18 protein-coding genes are annotated in these 20,739 nt (G+C 64.2%); 6 read left to right on the forward strand and 12 right to left on the reverse strand.

Annotated elements, in window-relative coordinates:
* Positions 1-183 precede the first annotated feature (183 nt).
* The 4 genes from oxlT (A9975_RS21730) to oxlT (A9975_RS21745) all read right to left on the reverse strand — a co-directional run bounded on the left by oxlT (A9975_RS21730) (position 184) and on the right by oxlT (A9975_RS21745) (position 4,879).
* Positions 184-1,500 (reverse strand): oxalate/formate MFS antiporter, encoded by a 1,317-nt coding sequence (gene oxlT, locus A9975_RS21730; protein ID WP_183034602.1) that lies wholly within the window; start codon positions 1,498-1,500, stop codon positions 184-186.
* A gap of 658 nt (positions 1,501-2,158) precedes the next feature.
* Positions 2,159-2,380: a hypothetical protein gene (locus tag A9975_RS21735; protein WP_183034603.1), complete on the reverse strand. Its 222-nt coding sequence runs from the start codon at positions 2,378-2,380 to the stop codon at positions 2,159-2,161.
* A gap of 133 nt (positions 2,381-2,513) precedes the next feature.
* Positions 2,514-3,425 (reverse strand): LysR family transcriptional regulator, encoded by a 912-nt coding sequence (locus tag A9975_RS21740; protein ID WP_183034604.1) that lies wholly within the window; start codon positions 3,423-3,425, stop codon positions 2,514-2,516.
* 113 nt (positions 3,426-3,538) lie between these two features.
* Positions 3,539-4,879 carry an oxalate/formate MFS antiporter gene (gene oxlT / locus A9975_RS21745; protein WP_183034605.1) on the reverse strand — a complete coding sequence of 447 codons (1,341 nt, stop codon included), beginning with the start codon at positions 4,877-4,879 and terminating at the stop codon, positions 3,539-3,541.
* Between the two features lie 212 nt (positions 4,880-5,091).
* On the opposite strand from oxlT (A9975_RS21745), the gene A9975_RS21750 reads away from it, so the two are divergent.
* The 3 genes from A9975_RS21750 (at position 5,092) to A9975_RS21760 (ending at position 7,159) form a co-directional block, all read left to right on the forward strand.
* Entirely contained in the window at positions 5,092-6,033 is a 942-nt protein-coding gene (locus tag A9975_RS21750; protein WP_183034606.1) for a LysR family transcriptional regulator, read from the forward strand.
* Between the two features lie 115 nt (positions 6,034-6,148).
* A complete protein-coding gene (locus tag A9975_RS21755) occupies positions 6,149-6,460 on the forward strand; it encodes a LysR family transcriptional regulator (RefSeq protein WP_183034607.1) in 312 nt (103 codons plus the stop codon).
* A 129-nt stretch (positions 6,461-6,589) separates the two neighbouring features.
* Positions 6,590-7,159, forward strand: coding sequence for a cupin domain-containing protein (locus tag A9975_RS21760; RefSeq protein ID WP_255503357.1), 570 nt, complete (start codon positions 6,590-6,592; stop codon positions 7,157-7,159).
* Positions 7,160-7,219: 60 nt separating this feature from the next.
* On the opposite strand, the gene A9975_RS21765 is transcribed toward A9975_RS21760, so the two are convergent.
* The 4 genes from A9975_RS21765 to A9975_RS21780 form a co-directional block, all read right to left on the reverse strand.
* The gene (locus tag A9975_RS21765; protein WP_183034608.1) at positions 7,220-7,993 is read right to left on the reverse strand and encodes a fumarylacetoacetate hydrolase family protein; all 774 of its coding nucleotides are present in this window, start codon (positions 7,991-7,993) and stop codon (positions 7,220-7,222) included.
* A gap of 118 nt (positions 7,994-8,111) precedes the next feature.
* Positions 8,112-10,241: an acetate--CoA ligase family protein gene (locus tag A9975_RS21770; protein ID WP_183034609.1), complete on the reverse strand. Its 2,130-nt coding sequence runs from the start codon at positions 10,239-10,241 to the stop codon at positions 8,112-8,114.
* A 130-nt stretch (positions 10,242-10,371) separates the two neighbouring features.
* Positions 10,372-11,601, reverse strand: a complete 1,230-nt coding sequence (frc, locus tag A9975_RS21775; protein WP_183034610.1) for a formyl-CoA transferase — start codon at positions 11,599-11,601, stop codon at positions 10,372-10,374.
* A 23-nt stretch (positions 11,602-11,624) separates the two neighbouring features.
* A complete protein-coding gene (locus A9975_RS21780; RefSeq protein ID WP_183034611.1) occupies positions 11,625-13,379 on the reverse strand; it encodes a thiamine pyrophosphate-binding protein in 1,755 nt (584 codons plus the stop codon).
* A gap of 465 nt (positions 13,380-13,844) precedes the next feature.
* On the opposite strand from A9975_RS21780, the gene sucC reads away from it, so the two are divergent.
* Together sucC and sucD are read left to right on the forward strand one after the other, a co-directional pair.
* The gene (gene sucC / locus A9975_RS21785) at positions 13,845-15,068 is read left to right on the forward strand and encodes an ADP-forming succinate--CoA ligase subunit beta (RefSeq protein ID WP_183034612.1); all 1,224 of its coding nucleotides are present in this window, start codon (positions 13,845-13,847) and stop codon (positions 15,066-15,068) included.
* A gap of 1 nt (position 15,069) precedes the next feature.
* Positions 15,070-15,954, forward strand: a complete 885-nt coding sequence (sucD, locus tag A9975_RS21790) for a succinate--CoA ligase subunit alpha (RefSeq protein ID WP_183034613.1) — start codon at positions 15,070-15,072, stop codon at positions 15,952-15,954.
* Between the two features lie 86 nt (positions 15,955-16,040).
* Here the strand turns inward: sucD and A9975_RS21795 are convergent, their stop codons facing one another.
* Together A9975_RS21795 and A9975_RS21800 are read right to left on the reverse strand one after the other, a co-directional pair.
* On the reverse strand, positions 16,041-16,760 hold the full coding sequence (locus A9975_RS21795) for a GntR family transcriptional regulator (protein WP_183034614.1): 720 nt from the start codon (positions 16,758-16,760) through the stop codon (positions 16,041-16,043).
* 228 nt (positions 16,761-16,988) lie between these two features.
* Positions 16,989-17,963, reverse strand: coding sequence for a 2-dehydropantoate 2-reductase (locus A9975_RS21800; RefSeq protein ID WP_183034615.1), 975 nt, complete (start codon positions 17,961-17,963; stop codon positions 16,989-16,991).
* A gap of 269 nt (positions 17,964-18,232) precedes the next feature.
* Here A9975_RS21800 and A9975_RS21805 point away from each other — a divergent pair, with 269 nt between their 5' ends.
* Positions 18,233-18,925: a GntR family transcriptional regulator gene (locus tag A9975_RS21805; protein ID WP_183034616.1), complete on the forward strand. Its 693-nt coding sequence runs from the start codon at positions 18,233-18,235 to the stop codon at positions 18,923-18,925.
* A gap of 51 nt (positions 18,926-18,976) precedes the next feature.
* On the opposite strand, the gene yedA is transcribed toward A9975_RS21805, so the two are convergent.
* On the reverse strand, positions 18,977-19,855 hold the full coding sequence (gene yedA / locus A9975_RS21810) for a drug/metabolite exporter YedA (protein WP_183034670.1): 879 nt from the start codon (positions 19,853-19,855) through the stop codon (positions 18,977-18,979).
* A gap of 387 nt (positions 19,856-20,242) precedes the next feature.
* On the reverse strand, positions 20,243-20,428 hold the full coding sequence (locus A9975_RS21815; protein WP_150986638.1) for a hypothetical protein: 186 nt from the start codon (positions 20,426-20,428) through the stop codon (positions 20,243-20,245).
* Positions 20,429-20,739: the final 311 nt, after the last annotated feature.

A 20,739-nucleotide genomic window follows, 5' to 3' on the forward strand; every position in this document is an offset into this window, starting at 1 on the left:
AAGCGCTGCTAATGCTTGCCCGCCGCTCTGGTTTTATCTTGCATTGCACGCGGCCTCGCTACATGCGGCGGGAGTCGCGGGAGGGTTTTCGTTTTCGTTTTCGTTTTCGTTTTGGCTCTCGCCTTCGATCATATCCCTATTCCCGCGGCGCATTGACCGCGCCGACCGACGCCGGCAAGCCCCTCAGGTCAGGTCCTCCGGCACCGCGCGATATCCCATCGGCGCGGTGGTGTTGGCATGCACATATTTTTTGGCATGGGCTTCGCGCATTGGCTTGAGCACGAACAGAGCCAGGAAGGCGGACAGCGCAGCCATGCCCGAGGCAAGCATGAAGACCGCATGCCAGTCGCCGGTGGCGGCGGTGATGACGCTGGAGAATGGCACCAGCAGCGCAGCCGTGCCCTTGGCGGTGTACAACAGGCCAGCATTGGTGGCGGCGAACCTGGGCCCGAAGGTGTCACCGCAGGTTGCCGGGAACAGGCTGTAGATCTCCCCCCAGGCGAAGAACACGACACCGGTCAGCACCACGAAGGCGATGGGATCCTGCCCATACTTAGCCAGCAACAGAATGCCCACCGCCTCGATCGCAAAGGCCAGGAACATCGTGTTCTCACGGCCGATGTTGTCCGAGATCCAGCCAAAGAAGGGACGCGTCAGCCCATTGAGCACGCGGTCGATGGTGAGGGCGAAAGTCAGCGCGGGCAACGTCAGGCCGAGCAGCGAAACCGGCATGCCATCGAGGCCGAAATCCTTGGCGATCGGGCCCAGCTGGGCGGTCGCCATCAGGCCGCCGGCCGCCATCATCACGAACATGGCGTACATCACCCAGAAGATCGGCGAGGACAGGACCTGGCGCGGCGAGGCATTGTAGGCCGCTGTCTTGACCACGGACGTGACCTGGTTCAGCACCTTGGCCGAAGGGGGATAGAGCGCCATGCCCAGGAAGAAGACGATCAGGCCCTGGCCCAGGCCGAACCACAGGAACGTGGCCTCGTAGCCGCTGGTCTTGATCATGTTGGCGATCGGCACCACGGTCAGCGCCGAGCCCGCGCCAAAGCCGGCGGCGGTGATGCCTGCGGCCAGCCCGCGCCGGTTGGGGAACCACTTCAACGCATTGCCCACGCAGGTGCCATACACCGCGCCCGCCCCCACCCCGCCCACGGCTGCCGCGAAGTAAAGCATCGGCAGCGACGAGGCCACGGAGTTCAAGGCCCAGGCAATCGCGCACAACAGCCCGCCACCCACCACGACCGGACGCGGGCCGTACTTGTCCACGAGGTAACCCTCGATCGGCACCAGCCAGGTTTCAGTCACGACGAAGATGGTGAACGCCACCTGGATCGCCGTGCGGCCCCAGTGGTATTTGTCGTCAATCGGGTTGACGAACAGTGTCCAGCCGTACTGCATGTTGGCGATCATCGCCATGCAGATCACGCCAAAGACAAGCTGAACCCAGGGTGAGGCAAAGCGTGACTCGGGCGCGTTTTGCTGATGTTCCATGGTGTCTCCTTATGGCGGACGGGGCCGCCTTATGTGGAAAGGGCGTCTTCGGACACCTCTTTTGGGACGGCACCGCTTGTGCTGCATCCCAGATACTGCGGTCGTTTCAGTGCTATACAGTATGTGATATATCAATATAGTCAAGACGCTTTTAGCCCACTTGGCGGACCATGAAACTACCCGGAAATGGCGGTGGCCATGCACCGGAAAGCGGCACGGAGGTTACTCGTGCGCCACGCGCATCAAAGCGGGCGAGCAGCGCAAGCCGGCTTGCTGAAGGATCAATGACTTAGGGGTTTTGCGCCTCATCAATGGCGCTCATGGACAAACGGCTATGGGGCACGACAAGTTGGTGCGGGGACCCTTGCCGGCGCATCGTCTCAAAGACCATCCTCGGGAAAGTCCCTAGATAAAGTCAGGCAGACTGCGCATCAATGTACTGAATGTCTGGCCCTTCAGGACAGAAGAGCGGAGGGAGCGAACAAGGAGCTTGCGATCCGCGGAACGGCGAAAAGGTGCCCAGGAGAGCTTTGTGCAAGTGAACCTTGCGATCAAACCAAGGGAGTCTGGCGGGGGAATCAGGCGGGAAAAGGCCCCTGCTCCAGCGCAGCGGCAGCGATTGGCGGCCAGGCGGCCCGCCAATCGCACCACGCGAGCATCAGGCGCGGGCCAGTTTGGGTTGCGCGCTCACGCCGGACGGAGCCGGGCTGGCGCGGCCGATGCCGGCAGTTTCCTGCGAGGCGCCAAGGCCTGCAAAGCGGCCATGCTCCTGGGCGCGAGCGAGCACAGGGGTCGGCACGCGGGTAGCAATCAGGAAGGTAACGCCGACGCCGAGGGCAATCAGACCAAAGGCAAGACCGAAAAGAAGACCGCTTTCCATCAGAAAACTCCGCTAGGGATGGTGAGTAGGAGTTTTCATTATATGCTGCGGCGCACTATGTGTAAATATCCTGTATGTAATATATCATGAGATTTTTGGCACGAACGCAACGGCCGTTCGCAACACCCTTCCCCTACCCTACGCGCGCCAGTAACGTCTGCTCATGCTCCATGCCTCGCAGCGCGTCCCAGATGGCAGCGGCATTGGGCTTGAGCGACCGGCTCTTGCGCCGTACCAGCATCACCGAAGACGTGACCTGTGGCCGCAACGGCCGCATGACGGCAGCGGGGCCTAACCCGGCCGTCTGGGCGCGCGACGGCACAATGCCGATGCCCAGCCCCAGCGCTACCATGCCGAAGATCGCGGCAAAGTGGCCAAGCACCTGCAGCGAGCCGGCGCGCACGTGATACACGCCAAAGGCCTGCTCCACGGCTGGCTGGATGCCCGAGTATTGGTCCAGCATCAGCACGTTGGCATCGTTCAGGTCGCCCCACCCTACGGTTGCGCGCGTAGCCAGCGGATGCTGCGATGGCAGCACGGCATGGAACGGATCGACGCACAGGCCCTCGCAGTAGAGATCGTCCCCGGCCTGCGGGTTCGTGGCGATGCCGAAGTCCACCTCGCCGCTGCGCACGCACTGCAGCACGGCCTCATGCGAGCGGTCCTTCAGGCTGATGCCGATACCCGGCCAGGCCGCACGGCAACCCGCGAGCCAGCCCGGCAGCGACATCGACGACAGCACCGGATCGGACGCGATCTGCACCGCGCCCTGGCACGGCCTGGCGGCGCCCTGGCTCTCGCGCAGCGTCTGCTCGACTTCCTCGATCAGGTGGCAGATGCGCTGCGACAGATGCTCGCCGGCGTCGGTGAGCTCGACCTGGCGCGTGGTGCGGTCAAACAGCCGCTGGTCGATCTCGTCCTCCAGCTCGCGCACGCTGCGGCTGATGGCGGACTGCGTCAGCCCGAGCTCAGCCGCGGCGCGGGTAAAGCTCTTCTGTCGCGCGACGGCCGCGAAGGCCTTGAGCTGGGGAAGCGAAATATTCATGATCACCCCTCCTGTATGCATTGGGCGCGCAGAGCGGCTCTGCCATGCCCCGCGCATCGTGATAGACGCCGGGCCCGGATTCGCCTCACGCGAGTCCGGGCCCGGCTGGTGATTCAATCGCTCTTGCGGGCAGAGAGCCCCGCCAGGTACGCCGCGGGATCGGTCGCCGGCACCAGGGCCTCGGCTTGCCCGGTGATAAACCGTCGTCGCATCGGGGCCAGCACGAACTTGGCGGACAAACCAGCCGCGATGGTCACGATCGCCGCCACCGTAAAGACGGCATCCCACCCACCACGCGCCGACAGGATCGAGGCCAGTGGCACCAGCATCGCCGCCGTGCCCTTGGCGGTGTACAGCGTGCCGGCATTGGCCGCGGCGAACTTGCTGCCGAAGGTATCGGCGCACAGCGCGGGAAAGATCGAGAAAATCTCGCCCCAGAACAGAAACGTCAGCGCCGCGAACGTCATGAACAGATAAGGGTTATGCCCGAACTCCATCAGGCCCAGCAGCGACAGTCCTTCGCCAATGAAGATAAAGAACATGGTGTTTTCCCGACCGATGCGGTCCGAGATAAATCCGCACAGCGGTCGCGTAAAGCCATTGCACAAGTTGTCGATCGACAGCGTCATGGTGAGCAGCGGCAGCGTGAACCCCAGCATCGTCACCGGCATCGACGCGAAGCCGAAGTCCCGTGCAATCGGACCCAGTTGCGCAGTGGCCATGATGCCGCCCGCCGCGACCGCCACGAACGAGGCGTAGATCACCCAGAAGACGGGCGTCTTCACCATCCGGCCCGGCGTGAACTCGATGGGATTGGTCAGCACCGCCTTGGCCGCCACGGCGCCCACAGGCGGACGCGGCTTGACCAGCAGCAAGGCCATCAGCAGGATGCAAGCGCCTTGCAGGATGCCGAAGGTGATGAAGGCTTGCTCGTAGCCCGAGCGCTGGATCATGTTGGCGATAGGGATCACGGTCAGCGCCGAGCCCGCGCCGAAACCAGCGGCGGTCAGCCCGGCCGCCAGGCCGCGCTTGTCCGGAAACCACTTGAGTGCATTGCCAACACAGGTGCCATACACGCCGCCGGCGCCGATGCCGGCGATCACCGCCGCCAGGTAGAGCTGCGGCAGGCTGGTCGCGTACGCATTGATGACCCAGGCCAGCCCCGCGCACACCGCGCCACATGCCACTACCGGGCGCGGGCCTATCTTGTCGACCAGCCAGCCTTCAAGCGGCACCAGCCAGGTCTCGGTCACGATGAAAATGGAAAAAGCGACCTGGATCGCCGACTCGCCCCACTGGTGCTTGGCATTCATCGGGGTCACGAATAATGTCCAGCCGTATTGCAGATTGGCTACCAGCCCCATGCAGACCACACCGATCGCCAGCTGGAACCAGCGGTTGTGAAGCCAGCCCAGACGGCTTGCGGCCATTGCCGCCGAATTGTCGTGCGCCATGTCGTGTCTCCTGCATAGTGCGTGTCGCGCTCCGTGGCGCAACGGGTAGGCTTCTCTGGAAGGGGGAGCCCTTGGTCACTACCTGATTGAGCGCGCCTGACATTGCGGCACGTGCATCCGTGGACTGATGCTAGTTCAAACTAAGTTCGGCACAGCTTAAAGTTTTTTATTATGATCATTCACGATCCTCTATGCATGGGACGGACGAGTGCATGAAGAACGCCACGCTGCGCCAGTTGAAGGTTTTCGAGACGGTCGCCCGCCACCTGAGCTTCTCCCGGGCGGCGGAGGAGCTACACCTGACGCAGCCCGCGGTCTCGACGCAGGTGCGCCAGCTCGAGGGCCATGTTGGGCTGCCGCTGTTCGAGCAGCTTGGCAAGAAGATCTACCTGACCCCGGCCGGCATCGAGATGCTGCACTACAGCCGCAGCATCATGCAGCAATTCCGCGAAGCGGAAGACGCGATGTCGCAGCTCAAGGGCATCTCCGGTGGACGGCTCAATGTGGCCGTCATCAGCGCAGGCGACTACTTCTTCCCGCGGCTGCTCGCGGAATTCATGCAGCGCCATGACGGCGTGACGCTTAACCTCGCAGTGCACAATCGCGAGGAATTGCTGCACCAGCTCGCGGGCAACCTGACCGACCTGGCAGTGATGGTGCGGCCACCGGAAGGCATGGACACCATCAGCGAATCCTTCGCGCCCCACCCTTACGTCATCGTTGCCGCGCCCAACCACCGGCTGGTGGGCGAGCGCAACATCCCGCTGGCGGCGCTGGCCGACGAAGCCTTCGTCGCGCGCGAGAAAGGCTCCGACACCTGGAACTCCATGCAGGAAGGCTTTGCCGGACGCTTGTCCAACCTGCGCATTGCCATGGAGATCAAGAGCACCGAGACCATCAAGCAGGCCGTCATCGCCAACATGGGCATCGCGTTCCTGTCGGCACACACCGTCGGGCTGGAGCTGCAGACGGGAAATCTCGCCGTGCTCGATATCGAGGGCTTCCCGGTCATGCTCAACTGGTACGTGGTGCATCGCAAGAACAAGCGCCTGCCACCTGTGGCGCTGGCCTTCAAGCATTTCCTGATGGAAGAAGGCGCCACCCTGATCCAGCGCATCACCGGCGTCGACAACCTGATAAAACATAAACGATAGGTTATGGTTATTCAATCTAACTTTAATTATCGTTAATTGATCGGCAAACCTATCCTCGTCTCAGGCCCAACCTTTTCAGGCCCAACCATTCACTGAGAGCCCGAGGAGTCCGATCATGAACCAGGTCCAGTTCGAAACCCGCACCAGTTCCCATGCCGACACCACTGCCAGCGCACCGCGCAGGGTCGACGAGTCGCAACTCGCCGCGTACAACGCCGCGTTCGCCGAGCTTGGCCTGCGCTTTCGCTGGGACAGCGAGATGTACGCCTGGCTATGCGGCATCGAATGCGAGCACAGCCGCATCGCGCGCTATATCGAGCAGTATCATGCGCACCTGCTCAAGGCCTACGATGCCGGCTTCCTCAGCCGGCTGATCCTCGACAAGAAGGCCGACTACCTGCGTGCCATGGCGCTTCAGGCCAACTGAGCAACGGCGCCTCTTTCCCCGGCGGGCCTGCGCCATGCACCAAAATCGCGCCGAAAGTGCGTCACCGCACATTTCAGAGATGCCTGACTCGCTAATGTCTGCCTACCAGTCAAAGACAAGGAGGCAGCCATGGGGTCACAAACGATGTTCGGCGCCGACGCGCCGGTCGGCACGCTCGCGCAGCAGCGCGAAGGGGCTTTCGCCAGCACCGGCGATTTGCCGATGCAGAATTGCCCGATCGAACCCACCTGGATCCGCACCGGAGCCCCGCAATCGCGCGCCGCGCAGCATTCCCGCGCGATCGACGGCCTGGCATCCACCAATGTGTGGGAATGCACGGGTGGCACGTTCGAGTGGTACTACGGCTGGGAAGAGACCGTGCTGATCCTGGAAGGCCAGGTCAGGGTCACCAGCGCCACCGGGCGCGTGCATGTGCTGCGGGCCGGCGACATCGGCTATTTCCCTGCCAATACGACCTGGTTCTGGGAGGTCGACGGCTATGTGCGCAAGGTAGCGTTCTGCCGCAAGCAGGTCCCGGTCACGCTGCGCTTTGCCACCCGCGTGCTGGCACGGCTGAACTTCACCAACCGTGCTGGCGAGGCCTGCGGTACCGCCACGGCTGCCCTGCGCCGCGCGATGGCGCGGATTGGCCTGCGCGATACGTCCGCCCTCACCCTGCTGATGACGCTGCCGCTCTGACGCGGAACCGGGCGAGCAGCTTGCCCTGTTCCTTGCTGATGCCTGCGCCTGGACTATCGACTATCCGCGCATGCGGTTGACCAGCGACCCGATGCCATCGATCGTGACCTCCACCACGGCGCCATCCTTCATCGAGCCGACGCCGACCGACGTGCCGCAGGCGATCACATCGCCAGGCATCAGCGTGAGATCCTGCGAGATCAGGCTGACCTGCTGCTCGGGCGAGAAGATCAGGTCGGACAGCGGATAGTTCTGCCGCTGCGCGCCATCGAGCCGCGTCACCACGCTGGCGGCGCGCCAGTCGAACTCCGTGACGATCACGGGGCCAAGGCAGCCAAAGGTGTCGAAGCCCTTGGCACGGCACCACTGCGGGAAATTCGGGTCCTCTCCGATCAGCTCGGCTGCGGTGACGTCGTTGACCACGGTGTAGCCGAAGATATGCGCCGCGGCATCGTCCGGGGCCACGTTGCGGCATGGGCGGCCAATCACGATGCCAAGCTCGCCCTCGTAGACGATCTTGCCGCTGTAGCTGCGGGGCCGCAGGATGGCATCTCCCGGCCCCGCCAGCGAACTCGCCGGCTTGATCAGGAATAGCGGATGCACCGGCACCGGCTTTTCCAGCTTGCGCGCCAGCGCATGGAAGTTGTTCCACAGCGCCACGATCTTGCCCGGCTCGCACGGGCTCAGCAACCGCAGGCCCTCGCGCGGCAAGGTCGCGCCGGTGGGCTCTGGCCGCGCGTGGCCCGGCCCGTCGTACTCGATGACATGATCGCCCTCGATCCGGCCGAAGCCGACCTCGCCGTCACCGGTCTGGAAGCGAATCCACGTTTGCATCGCAAACTCCTTGGGCGAGAACGGCAAACTGCCCTTGTCCGCGCCTTTGCCGCATTGTCAAGAAGCGGACCCGCGCATGCGTACATGGCGGGCCCGGTTTTACCGCATGGCGTTCAGATCAGATCTTGCCTGCGCCGCGGGCCCACTTGTACTTGGCCCCCAGCACCGCGACCGGGATCTCGGTCGAGTACGCGTAGGACGGCACACCGTGCTCGTACAGGTATTCGGCAGCCTCCTCCACCTGCACGTCGCCCGCCAGCGAAGCCACGATCGGCTTGTCGATGCCGCGCGCCGCCATCTCCTCCTTCACCTCCACCACCAGCTTGGCAAACACCATCGGCGGCGTAATGATGGTGTGCCAGTAGCCCAGGATGATGGCGTGGATACGCGGGTCCTCCATGCCCAGGCGCAAGGTGTTCTTGTATGTGGCGGGCGGCTCGCCGCCGGTGATGTCCACCGGATTGCCCGCCGCGCCAAAGGGCGGGATGAACTTGCGAAACGCCGCGTCGAGGTCGTCCGGCATGGTCATCAGCGACAGGTTGTTGTCCACGCAAGCGTCCGACAGCAACACGCCCGAGCCGCCGGCGCCGGTGATGATCACCACGTTCTCACCCTTGGGCGTGGGCAGCTTGGGTATGCCGCGCGCGAATTCCAGCAGGTCGCGCAGCGAGCGCGCGCGGATCACGCCGCACTGCTTGAACACGTCCTCGTAGATCTTGTCGTTGCCGGCCAGCGCGCCCGTATGCGAACTGGCGGCGCGCGCGCCCATGCTGGTGCGCCCGGCCTTGAGCACGACCACCGGCTTTTTCTTCGAGACCCGTTTCGCCGCTTCGGCAAAGGCGCGGCCGTCCTTCAGATCCTCGCAGTGCTGGGCAATGATCTCGGTGTTGTCGTCCTGCTCGAAGAACGTCAGCAGATCGTCTTCATCGATATCCGACTTGTTGCCCAGCCCGACTATGGCCGACACGCCCATCTTGGCCGAGCGCGAAAAGCCGATGATGGCCATGCCGATGCCGCCGGATTGCGACGACAGCGCGGCCTTGCCCTTGACGTCATACGGCGTGCAGAAGGTCGCGCACAGGTTCTTGGGCGTGTAGTAGAAGCCATATATATTCGGCCCCATCAAGCGGATATCGTGCTTGCGCGCGATGGCAACGATCTCCTCCTGCCCATCCACGTTGCCGGTCTCGGCAAACCCGGAGGGAATCAGCACCGCACCCGGAATGTGCTTGCTGCCCACCTCTTCCAGCACCCCGGCCACCAGCTTGGCGGGAATGGCAAAGACCGCCACGTCCACCTCGCCCGGCACATCGAGCACGCTCTTGTAGGCGGCCCTGCCCATGATCTCGCCGCCCTTGGGATGGATCGGGTAGATCTTGCCCTGGTAGCCGCCGTTGATCAGGTTCTTCATCACCGAGTTGCCGATCTTGCCGTCCTCGTTCGAGGCGCCGATCACGGCTACAGAATCGGGACGCATGATGCGGTTCATCTGCCTGACGATATCCTCCTGGCTGGGGCGATAGCGCACCGGCTGCGGCGCGAAATCCACCACGATGCGCACGTCCGCGGCGATGGCGCCATCCTTGCTGGCAAACACCGGGTTGAGGTCAAGCTCCGAGATTTCCGGGAAATCGCTCACCAGCTCGGAGACCCGCTGGATCATGCCGGCCAGCGCCTCGCGATTGGCCGGATCGGCGCCGCGCACGCCCTTGAGCACTTCGGCGCTGTCGATGCCATCGAGCATCGACAGCGCATCTTCCTGGCTGGCCGGGGCCATGCGGAAGGTAATGTCCTTGAGCACTTCCACCAGCACGCCGCCGAGGCCGAATGCCACCAGCTTGCCGAAAGACGGATCGGTGACCGCGCCGATGATCACCTCCTGCCCGCCGGCGATCATCTGCTGCACCTGCACGCCGACGATATTGGCCTTGGCGTCGTACTTCTTCGCGTTCTCGATGATGCGCAGGTAGCCGCTCTCCACATCCGCCGCGCTCTTCAGGCCCACCAGCACCCCACCCGCCTCGGTCTTGTGCAGGATGTCGGGCGACACGATCTTGAGCACCACCGGGTAGCCCATCTTGCCCGCCAGCTCGACCGCACCGGTGGGTGACTTCGCCACACCCTCGCCCGGCACCGAGATGCCATAGGCGTCGCACACCAGCTTGCCCTCGGGCGCCGTCAGTGCGTTGCGGCCTTCTTCCTTCACGGCGGCGAGGATCTTCCGCACCGCGTCCTTGTTGTGTGCCATGTCAGGTCTCCATCTGTTCATGGATTGCGTAGGGATGAGCCGGTCCGCGCCCCCGCGTGAAACGCGAGGGCGGGCGGCTTGTGAACTCAGTTCGGGAGGTGCGTGAGGTAATGCAGGGACGCCCTGGGCGTCAGACCGCCCCGGCGGCGCGCAAGGCTGCGATCTGCGAAGGCGTGCGCCCCAGCCAGTCGAGGATTTCCTCGGTATGCTCGCCCAGCAGCGGCGAGCGCTCCACCTCCACCGGCGACGCCGACAAGGTGATCGGGCATCCCAGCTGCACGTACTGGCCGCGCTCCGGGTGATCCAGCTCCACCAGGTAGCCGCGCTCGTACATCGACTTGTCCTCGATCAGGTCTTTCATCGACAGGATCGGGCCGCATGGCACGTCGACCTCGTTGAGCGCCTCCATCACCTCGAACTTGGTGCGCGTGCGCGTCCATTTCTCGATGATGGAGAAGCACTCTTCCAGGCATTTGAGGCGGGCTTCCGGCGTCGCGAACTGCGCATGCGTGATCAGGTCTTCCCTGCCGCACAGGCGCATCAGCGGCTCCCAGCCTTGCGGCTGGACGATGACGTAGACGTAGTCGTTGGCCCCGCCCGGGGCACAGCGCAGCGCGGCGCCGGGCTGGCCACCGCCCGAGGCATTGCCGGCGCGCGGCACGAAGTCGTCGAAGGCCTGGTTGGGGTACTCGCGCATCGGCCCCGCGGCCAGGCGCTGCTGGTCGCGCAGCTTGACCCGGCACAGGTTGAGCACGGAATCCTGCATCGCCACTTCCACCCGCTGCCCGCGCCCGGAATGCTCGCGCTGCAACAGTGCCGCCAGGATGCCCACCACGCAGTGGACGCCCGTACCGGAGTCGCCGATCTGCGCGCCGGTGACCGTGGGCGCGCCATCCGCCGTGCCGGTGGTGCTGGCCGAACCACCCATGCACTGGGCTACGTTCTCATAGGCCTTGCAATCCGCGTACGGTCCCGGGCCGAAGCCCTTGATCGAGGCGTAGATCAGCCGCGGGTTCAGTGTGCGCAGACGGTCCCAGTCGAAGCCGGCACGGTCCAGCACGCCGGGGCCGAAGTTCTCCACCAGCACGTCGCAGCGCTGCATCAGGTCCTCCAGCAACGCCTTGCCCTCCGGCGTCTTCATATTGAGCGTCAGGCTGCGCTTGTTGGAGTTGAGCATCGTGAAGTAGAGGCTGTCGGCATTGGGCACGTCGCGCAACTGGCTGCGCGTGATGTCGCCGCGCCCCGGCAACTCCACCTTGATCACATCGGCCCCCAGCCATGCCATCAGCTGGGTGGCCGAAGGGCCGGCCTGCACATGGGTCATGTCCAGGATTCGCACGCCTTCGAGTGCCTTGTTCATGGTCTTGTCTCCTCGCACCGGGATTACTTGTACATGGTCTGGTTCTTGGTGCCCGGCGCGTACTCGCGCGGATCCACCCAGATATTGATCACGGCCGATTTGCCGGTGCGCTGGACCGCCTCGCGCCCGCGCTGCAGCGCGCCGGCGATCTTGCCCGGGTCGCGCACTTCCTCGCCGTAGCCACCGAGCATTTCGGCGAACTTGGAGAACGGCACGTCCGACAGCAGGTTGCCCACGTTGCCGCGCGCCTCGCCGTACTTGGCAAGCTGGCCGTAGCGGATCTGGTTCATCGCCGAGTTGTTGCCGATCACCGCCAGGTACGGCACGCCGAAACGGTTGGCGGTTTCCATGTCGAAGGCCGTCATGCCGAAGGAGCCGTCACCGTAGTAGCAGAGGATCTCCTTGTTTGGGTTGGCCAGGCCAGCGGCAATGGCAAAACCGGTGCCAACACCCAGCGAGCCCAGCGCGCCCGGGTCCATCCACTGCCCGGGACGGCGCGGACGCACCGCTTGCGCGGAGATGGTCACCACATCGCCGCCGTCGCCGATGTACACGGTGTCATCCGAGAGGAACTCGTTGAGTTCATACGCCACGCGGTACGGATGGATCGGCGTGTTTTCCGAGCGGAACAGCGGCATCAGCTTCTCGGCCGCCACGGCCTCGGCTTCGGTCAGCTGGCCCATCCATTTCTGGCGCGCCTGGCGCTTGTCGTTCTTGATGCGCCCGCTGGCAGCCTGCAGCACCGCGCCGAGGATGGCGCCGGGGTCGCCCACCAGGCCAAGATCGATCTCGCGGTTCTTGCCGACCGTGCGGTAGTCCATATCGATCTGCACCAGCGTCAGCTCCTTGCTGATGCGCTTGCCGTAGCCCATGCGGAAGTCGAACGGCGTGCCCACGATGATCAGCACGTCGGCGTTGGCGAAAGCTTGCGTACGGGTGCGGTCGAAGTGATGCGGATCGCCCGGCGGCAGCAGGCCGCGGCTGGCGCCATTGAAATAGCCAGGAATATCCAGGCCCTTGAGCAACGCGATGGCCTCTTCATGACCGCGCGCGGTCCAGACCTGCTGGCCATAGAGGATGGCCGGGCGCTCGGCATTGACCAGGATGTCGGCCAGGCGCTCGATATCCCTCGGGTCGCCGATGGACCTGGTGGAGGCGCGATAGTGGCCGGGGCGCGGAACCACCGCGCGCGATACATCGACTTCGCGGTCGAGCACGTCACGCGGGATTTCCAGGTAGGCCGGGCCGGGTGCGCCGTTGAAGCATTCGCGCGCCGCCATCGAGATCATGTCCGCCACCCGTTCGGTGCTGGGGATGGTGGCGGCAAACTTGGTGATGGCCGACATCATGTCCACGTGCGGCAGGTCTTGCAGCGAGCCCATCTTGTGCTGGGACAGCGCGCCTTGTCCGCCGATATGGATGATCGGGCTTTCCGAGCGGAACGCCGTCGCCACGCCGGTCACGGCATTGGTGCAGCCCGGGCCGGCGGTGGTCACCACACAGCCCAGCTTGCCGGTCTGGCGGGCGTAGCCGTCCGCCGCGTGCGCGGCAACCTGCTCATGGCGCACGTCGATGATGCGGATGCCCTCGTCCACGCAGCCGTCGTAGATGTCGATGATGTGGCCGCCACACAGCGTGAAGATGGTGTCGACGCCTTCGTTCTTCAGGGCCCGCGCTACCAGGTGGCCGCCGGAAATCACGCCGGCATCGCGGGTTTTCTGCTTCAGGGTGTCTTCGGCCGTGGTGGATTCAGGCCGCGTGGGTGCGACTGCAGACATGTCTTGGTCTCCTCGTTGACTGGGTTGCGACAGGCTGTGACCCGGACCTGGCCCGTTGTCACGACATCCTTTCGCCCTTTGCTGCCTGGCTGCCTGGCCGATGCCTGCACTGCTTGTCACCTGGCCCTGCGATGCTATCGATCCTTTTCGCGGGATCTTGATGACATACGGTATGTGATATATCAACGAAGCTCAAGGAATATTTCGGTCTTGGAAGCGGTGTTTCAACGACGCGATGCAGCAATTCAGCCCAAGAAAGACGATGCATAAGCGAAATTTCTGAGTCCGCGCACATTCATTCCGATGCCTCACGGGTTGGATCTGCTCACCGCTTCGTACTGCCACTGCGGGGAAAATGGCCTTGTTTATCGTTGATATATTACATACCATATTTTACAGCGCGTCTTGCCGGACCATCCGGTTTGGCGGATAGCCGGCACGCGCATTACCAAGAGCGAGGAGACTGTGAACATTCACGAATATCAGGCCAAGGAATTGCTTAGGCGCTTCGACGTGGCGGTGCCACGCGGCGCGGTCGCCTTTACCCCCGACGAAGCCGCCAGCGCGGCGCGCAAGATCGGCGGATCTACCTGGGTGGTGAAGTCCCAGATCCATGCCGGCGGCCGCGGCGCCGGCCGCTTTGCCGGCGACCCCGACGGCAAGGGCGGCGTACGCGTGGTGAAATCCATCGACGCAGTGCGTGCGCAGGCCGGGCAGATGCTCGGCAAAGTCCTCGTCACCAAGCAGACCGGAGAGGCCGGGCGCGAGGTAAGGCGCCTATATGTGGAAGAAGGCTGCGAGATTGCCCGCGAGCTTTACCTGGGCATGCTGATCGACCGCGCCACCTCCCGCATCACGCTGATGGCCTCGACCGAAGGCGGCATGGAGATCGAGGAAGTGGCGGCCCGCACGCCGGAGAAGATCCTGAAGGTTGCGATCGACCCGGCCAGCGGCATCCAGCCCTTCCATGCGCGCCGCCTGGCCTTTGGGCTGGGGCTCGCCGGCAAGCAGGTGAGCGCGGCCTCGCGCTTCATCTTGTCCGCCTATCGCGCCTTTACCGAACTGGACGCCTCGGTCGTGGAAATCAACCCGCTGGTCGTCACGCGCGCGGGCGACGTGATCGCGCTCGACGCCAAGTTCAATTTTGACGACAACGCGCTGTACCGCCATCCGGATATCGAATCCCTGCGCGACGAGACCGAGGAAGATCCCGCCGAAGCGGCAGCCGCCCGCCACGGGCTGAACTACGTCAAGCTCGACGGCAGCATCGGCTGCATGGTCAATGGTGCCGGGCTGGCGATGGCCACCATGGACATCATCCAGCTCTACGGCGGCGAGCCGGCCAACTTCCTCGACGTGGGTGGCGGCGCCACCAAGGAGCGCGTGACAGCGGCCTTCCGCCTGATCCTGGACGACCCCAAGGTCAAAGGCATCCTGGTGAACATCTTCGGCGGCATCATGCGCTGCGACGTGATCGCCGAGGGCGTGGTGGCCGCCGCGCGCGAGATCGACCTCACGGTGCCGCTGGTGGTCCGGCTTGAAGGCACCAATGTGGAACTCGGCAAGGCCATCCTGCGCGACTCGGGCCTGCCGATCCTGTCGGCCGATCATCTTGCCGACGCCGCCGAAAAAGTGGTCAAGGCTGTGAAGGCCGCGCAAGGTCACGTCCAAGTACAGGGAGGGCATTGACATGGCCGTACTGGTCCATCAAGACACCAAGGTGATCTGCCAGGGCTTTACCGGCGCGCAAGGCACCTTTCACTCCGAGCAAGCGTTGGCCTATGGCACGTGCATGGTCGGCGGCGTGACGCCCGGCAAGGGTGGCGAGTCGCATCTCGGGCTGCCGGTGTTCGACACCGTGGCCGCGGCGGTCGCGTGCACCGGCGCCGACGCCTCGGTCATCTACGTGCCGCCACCCTTCGCCGCCGATGCCATCCTGGAAGCCGTGGATGCCGGCGTCGGCCTGATCGTGTGCATTACCGAAGGCATCCCGGTGATCGACATGGTGCGGGTCAAGCGCGCGCTCTGCGGTTCGCGCAGCCGCCTGGTCGGGCCCAACTGCCCGGGCGTGATCACGCCGGGCCAGTGCAAGATCGGCATCATGCCAGGCCATATCCACCGCCCCGGCAAGATCGGCGTGGTGTCCCGCTCCGGCACCCTCACCTATGAGGCCGTGGCGCAAACCACCGCCGCGGGGCTAGGGCAAAGCACCTGCATCGGCATTGGCGGCGATCCGGTCAATGGCACCAGCTTCATCGACTGCCTGGAGATGTTCCTGGCCGATGACGACACAGAAGGCATCATCATGATCGGCGAGATCGGCGGCTCGGCGGAAGAAGAAGCGGCGCAGTTCCTGCAGGACGCGCGCAGCGGCGGGCGCGTCAAACCCGTGGTGGGCTTTATTGCCGGCACGACTGCCCCGCCGGGACGGCGCATGGGACATGCTGGCGCGATCGTCTCGGGCGGCATGGGTACGGCCGAAGCCAAGATCGACGCCATGCGCGCCGCCGGGATCCGCATCGCGCGCTCGCCGGCTGAGCTGGGCGAGACGATGGTGGAGGCGATGGGAGTGTAGCGGGTGGCTGCCGGATCAAGAACGAGAACGGCGGGCAATGTCCGCCGTTCTTGATTGCCAGAGGCAGGCGCCTCAAGTTTCAGCCTTCAATCCAGGAAGTCGCAGTTCTTCTCGACATAATCCGCCAGATCCAGCGAATGCTGGCGCACCAGCTTCTCGGCCAGTTCAGTGTCGCGTTTTTCCAGCGCCTCGATGATGCGCAGGTGATCGACGATGGAGCGCGAAGCGCGATCGCTTTGCGAGATCGTCATCTTCCGGATGGCGCGCACATGGATAAAGATGTTCTTGATCGAATCCATGATGATCTGCGACTTCGACAACTGCACGATCGCCTGGTGGAAGGCGATGTTCGCGTCGGAGTATTCCTCGATATGCTCGGCCGGCGTGGCATCGCGGAAGCTGTCGAACATATGGCGCAGTTGCGCGATCTCCTGGTCGCTGGCGTTCAGCGTGGCCAGGCGCGCGGCCATGCTCTCGAGCGCGGCCCAGACCTGGATCATCTCGACGATTTCGCGCTTGGTCTTGCGCATGATATAGATGCCGCGGCGCGGCACCGTGCGCAGGAACCCTTCCTGCTCCAGCAGCGTCATGGCCTCGCGGATCGGGGTGCGGCTCACGCCCAGCGCCTCGCTCAGGACTCGCTCATCCAGCCGGATTTCCTCGGTCGACTGATAGATGTCGGCGTCGGCAATGGCCTGGCGCAGCATGGCGTACGCCTGGTCGCGCAGGCTGGCACCGGCGTTGATGGGTTGTAGGGACAGGGTCAGTGCAGCAGGCTGGACCGCGGATTGAGTTTGCGCAGACATGAATGGGCTCTTGTTGAAACCAGCGCCGCGGCGGACGGGACAGTCGCCTGCGGCTTCCCGCCTAGCTTACCAAAAGCAGCCATTGCATGAGCTGAATGCATAGGAAAATGCACAATTGATATAAATCGGCTGCCAGGGTGGCGGTTTTGCGTATATGGTATATCACATGGTGCGCCGCCGAAACCGGCCGGCGCCACCATTTCCTCCCGGCCGGCCCGGCACCCGCACTCAAGCCGCCTGCGCCATCCGTTCACGCTGCTTGATCAGGCCCAGCACCGCGTCCACCATCGGCGTGGGTTGCTCCACCAATCGGCCCATTTCCTGCACCACCGTCAGCAAGGGGTCGATCTCCATGGCCCGCCCTGCCTCCAGGTCCTGCAACATGGAAGTCTTGTGTGCCCCAACCGCGCCGGCGCCGTCGATGCGGCGCTCCACATCGACCCGGAAGCGCACGCCAAACCGTTCCGCGATCGCTTGCGCTTCCAGCATCATTGCGCGCGATAGTCCACGGGTGGCCGGATCGGCAGTGATGATATCCAGCGTGGCATGCGTGAGCGCGCTGATCGGGTTGAAGCACAGGTTGCCCCACAGCTTGAGCCAGATCTCGTCGCGGATATTGTCGCGGATGGGCGCCTCCAGGCCGCCGGCCACCATCATTTCGCTCAAGTGGCTCACGCGCGCCGACTTGCTGCCGTCGGGCTCGCCCAGCGGGAATTTCTTGCCGTAGACATGGCGGATCACGCCGGGCGCGGCGATCTCGGCGGCGGGATAGAGCACACAGCCGATCGCCCGCTCCGGCCCCAGGCCGCGCCACTGGCGCCCGCCGGGGTCGACGCTTTCCAGCCTGGTGCCCGCGAGCGGGCCGCCGTGCTGATGGAAGTACCAGTAAGGGATGCCGTTGACACCCGTCACCACCGCCGTCCTCGGACCAAGCAACGGCTGCATCAGGTCCACCACGCCCGGCACGGAATGCGCTTTCAGGGTGATGAAGACATAGTCCTGCGGCCCCAGCGTGGCCGGGTCGTCGGTGCAATTGACCTTGGCCACCCTCTCCTCGCCCTCGCTCAGCAGCCGCAAGCCGTTGGCGCGCATGGCGGCCAGGTGGGGGCCACGTGCGACCAGGCTGACTTCGGCGCCCGCCAATGCCAGCTGGACGCCGAGATAGCCGCCGATGGCGCCGGCGCCATAGATACACACTTTCATGATGTCGTCTCCCGGTGCTTTTGTGGGTGCATGTTTTGATATATCACATACTATATTCCACAAAGACCGAACACAACCTCAATCTGCCGCTGCCCTGAACCGGATGCCCGGCAGGCAGCAGACGCCACCTCGATTGCCGCCCGCGCGGCCGGTAACCGACATAGCGCAGGCGTGATGTTGCCGAGCCTGGAGCGGGTATCATGTGCGACGCAGAGCAACGCACAACAATGCACAACAACGAACAATCACCACGGGATCCCACCCGCCTAATGATTTCCGCAGATCCAGCCGGCGCGGCCGGCACCGGCCCCGACGCCTCGCTGCCCCGTGCCGAGCGGGCGTACCAGCACCTGCGTAACGCGATCCAGGCCGGGCAGCTGCCCTCCGGCACCCGCCTGCGCGAAGTGGAACTAGCCGCCTCGCTCGGGCTGTCGCGCACGCCGGTGCGCGAAGCGCTATCGCGGCTGGAATCCGAAGGCCTGGTCGTCAACGAGCCTAACCGGGGCATGATGGTGACCCAGCTCGACGCCAGCATGGTGAGCGAGCTCTATGTCATGCGCGAGGTGCTGGAAGGCACCGCCGCCGCGCTCGCCGCGCGCCACGCTACCGATGTGGAAATCTCGCTGCTGCGCGACATCGTCCAGCGCGACCTGGCCATCGCCGACCAGCCCGACAAGCTTGCCGCCAACAACCGGCTCTTCCACGAAACGCTGCACCGCTGCGCGCACAACCGCTACCTGCTCAAGACCTTGCGCTCGCTGCACGAGTCGATGGCGCTGCTGGGCCGCACCACGCTGGCGCTGCCGGGACGCGCCCGGGTCTCCTACGAAGAGCACATTGCACTGGTGGAAGCCCTGGAGCAACGCGACCCCGCGCTGGCCGAGCAAATCACGCGCCGGCACATCCAGCAGGCGTACAAGGCGCGGCTATCGATGTGGATCGAGGATCAGTCCGAGGCCTGAGTCCTGAATCCTGAGTTCTGGCATGCGGGCGGCAATCTTCACAATGCTCGCTCAGGTCGCCGCCATCGCCCGTGCCCCGCGCCACGTCCCCAGGCTAAGCACCACCAGCGCTCCCAGGATCAACGCCACGGCACCGAGCGTCTGCGGCGCAATCTGCTCGCTGCCCAGCCACGCGCCCACCGCCAGCGCCACCGGCGGGTTCACGTAGACATAGCTTGACGAAACCGTCGGCGAGACGTTTGCCACCAGGTACATATAGGCGGAAAACGCCACCAGCGACCCAGCCACCACCAGGTAGACCCACGCCCACCACGCCTGGCTGCTGACCGTCCGCGGCCAGGGCTCGCCGAACGCAACGGACAGGACGAGCAAGATCGCCCCGCCCAGTAGCATCTCCGCGGCAAACGCCACTGCACCCTGCGGCAAATCCAGGCGCCTGGCGATCTGCGAACCGAACGACCAACTGGCGATAGCCACCAGCAAAGCCATGACGCCCGTGGCACTCGCGCGAAACTCCGCGCCGCCGGTCAGCACCAGGATGCCCGCGCTGCCCAGCGCAATGGCCAGCACTTCGTACCATCGCGGCCGCGCGCCAAAGCAAATTCCCCAGAACAAGCCGAAGATCGGCATCGCACCAATCATCACGGTAGTCGCCCCGGACGAGATGGTCTGCTCCGCCACCGCCGTCAGCCCCATTCCGCCAACCAGCAGGAAACCGGCCAGCACCCCGCAATTGCGCAGCTGGCGCAAGGTCGGCATGGCGGCGCCGCGATAGCGCAGCCACAGCGCCAGCAACAAGCCGGCGCAGAGAAAACGCGAGCCCATCATCAGGAACGGCGGAAAGCTCTCCAGGGTGAAACGGATGGCGAGATAAGTCGTGCCCCATACCAAGTAGGTAATCAGCAGGCAAAGCAGCAAGCGGGGGGAGATGGTGGGCACGGGAAGATCGGGAGAAAGCACAGGGGGCCTTCAAGATAGCGCGATCCGGTGCACCCGCAAAAGGAAAATGACTCGCAAGGCTTGTGAGGCGATCTCACAAAGGTGCACAACGGTGCTAGCACCCATAAAAAAACCGGCCAAAAGGCGCTGCACTCCTCGGAGCGACGCGTTGGCCGGTTTTGCCGCGCGAAAGAGATCCGCGCCGGTTTGACATGGTATCTGCCGCCCACGCCAGGACAGATGCGTTAGCGCATCGCCGCGACGGGCAGCATTAGAGCCGTCAAACCAAGACTACATACATCAACAACAAACAACAGTTAACTACGACGCACTACGGCAGCATTCACTCTTGATTCTTGATGTCGGTGCGCGGCTCAATCAGCCGTTCGCGAAAACGATCTTTGCCTTGCGAGCCTGGTTCTGGAGGCGGCCCAGCACGGATTGCACAGCGGCGATGGCGCTCTTCACGTCGTCGACGAAGGCCGGGCTGCGGGGACCAAGTTCGCGTTCGATCAGTTCGCGCTCGAGTTGGTCGGTCATCTTGATGTCGGATTGGGTGTTCATGGCTTTCTTCCTTTCAGGGATAACCCTCATCGGGTTTTCCCTAATTGTAGCAAAAGAAATGACGCAGAGCAGCATTAGGTGATAGTACGTACCCCGCGCACCGCAGCGGGTGCTGAGTAAGGCCACCAACCATAAGATGTCGCGGCCACCATCTCATGCTTTGTCGTGCACTCTGCTTTCCAAGTCACTTTCCCGGATTCTTGCGTGAAACTGGAACTCGGCGATGCTGTAGCCGGCTCGCCGCCGCCCTTACGGTTCGTAGGAAGCGAATGCCGACGCCCCTTCGGACCTCGGCCTGGTGACAAGCTGCC

The sequence above is a fragment of the Cupriavidus sp. UME77 genome (assembly GCF_014170355.1).
Lineage (GTDB): Bacteria > Pseudomonadota > Gammaproteobacteria > Burkholderiales > Burkholderiaceae > Cupriavidus > Cupriavidus basilensis.

Bases quoted from the DNA above. Each gene is read 5' to 3' on its own strand.
- A9975_RS21755 (WP_183034607.1), top strand. From the start codon at position 6,149: ATGAACCAGGTCCAGTTCGAAACCCGCACCAGTTCCCATGCCGACACC.
- A9975_RS21740 (WP_183034604.1), bottom strand. From the start codon at position 3,425: ATGAATATTTCGCTTCCCCAGCTCAAGGCCTTCGCGGCCGTCGCGCGA.
- oxlT (WP_183034605.1), bottom strand. From the start codon at position 4,879: ATGGCGCACGACAATTCGGCGGCAATGGCCGCAAGCCGTCTGGGCTGG.
- A9975_RS21780 (WP_183034611.1), bottom strand. From the start codon at position 13,379: ATGTCTGCAGTCGCACCCACGCGGCCTGAATCCACCACGGCCGAAGAC.
- A9975_RS21795 (WP_183034614.1), bottom strand. From the start codon at position 16,760: ATGTCTGCGCAAACTCAATCCGCGGTCCAGCCTGCTGCACTGACCCTG.
- A9975_RS21800 (WP_183034615.1), bottom strand. From the start codon at position 17,963: ATGAAAGTGTGTATCTATGGCGCCGGCGCCATCGGCGGCTATCTCGGC.
- oxlT (WP_183034602.1), bottom strand. From the start codon at position 1,500: ATGGAACATCAGCAAAACGCGCCCGAGTCACGCTTTGCCTCACCCTGG.
- A9975_RS21735 (WP_183034603.1), bottom strand. From the start codon at position 2,380: ATGGAAAGCGGTCTTCTTTTCGGTCTTGCCTTTGGTCTGATTGCCCTC.
- A9975_RS21770 (WP_183034609.1), bottom strand. From the start codon at position 10,241: ATGGCACACAACAAGGACGCGGTGCGGAAGATCCTCGCCGCCGTGAAG.
- frc (WP_183034610.1), bottom strand. From the start codon at position 11,601: ATGAACAAGGCACTCGAAGGCGTGCGAATCCTGGACATGACCCATGTG.
- A9975_RS21765 (WP_183034608.1), bottom strand. From the start codon at position 7,993: ATGCAAACGTGGATTCGCTTCCAGACCGGTGACGGCGAGGTCGGCTTC.
- A9975_RS21750 (WP_183034606.1), top strand. From the start codon at position 5,092: ATGAAGAACGCCACGCTGCGCCAGTTGAAGGTTTTCGAGACGGTCGCC.
- A9975_RS21805 (WP_183034616.1), top strand. From the start codon at position 18,233: ATGATTTCCGCAGATCCAGCCGGCGCGGCCGGCACCGGCCCCGACGCC.
- sucD (WP_183034613.1), top strand. From the start codon at position 15,070: ATGGCCGTACTGGTCCATCAAGACACCAAGGTGATCTGCCAGGGCTTT.
- A9975_RS21760 (WP_255503357.1), top strand. From the start codon at position 6,590: ATGGGGTCACAAACGATGTTCGGCGCCGACGCGCCGGTCGGCACGCTC.
- A9975_RS21815 (WP_150986638.1), bottom strand. From the start codon at position 20,428: ATGAACACCCAATCCGACATCAAGATGACCGACCAACTCGAGCGCGAA.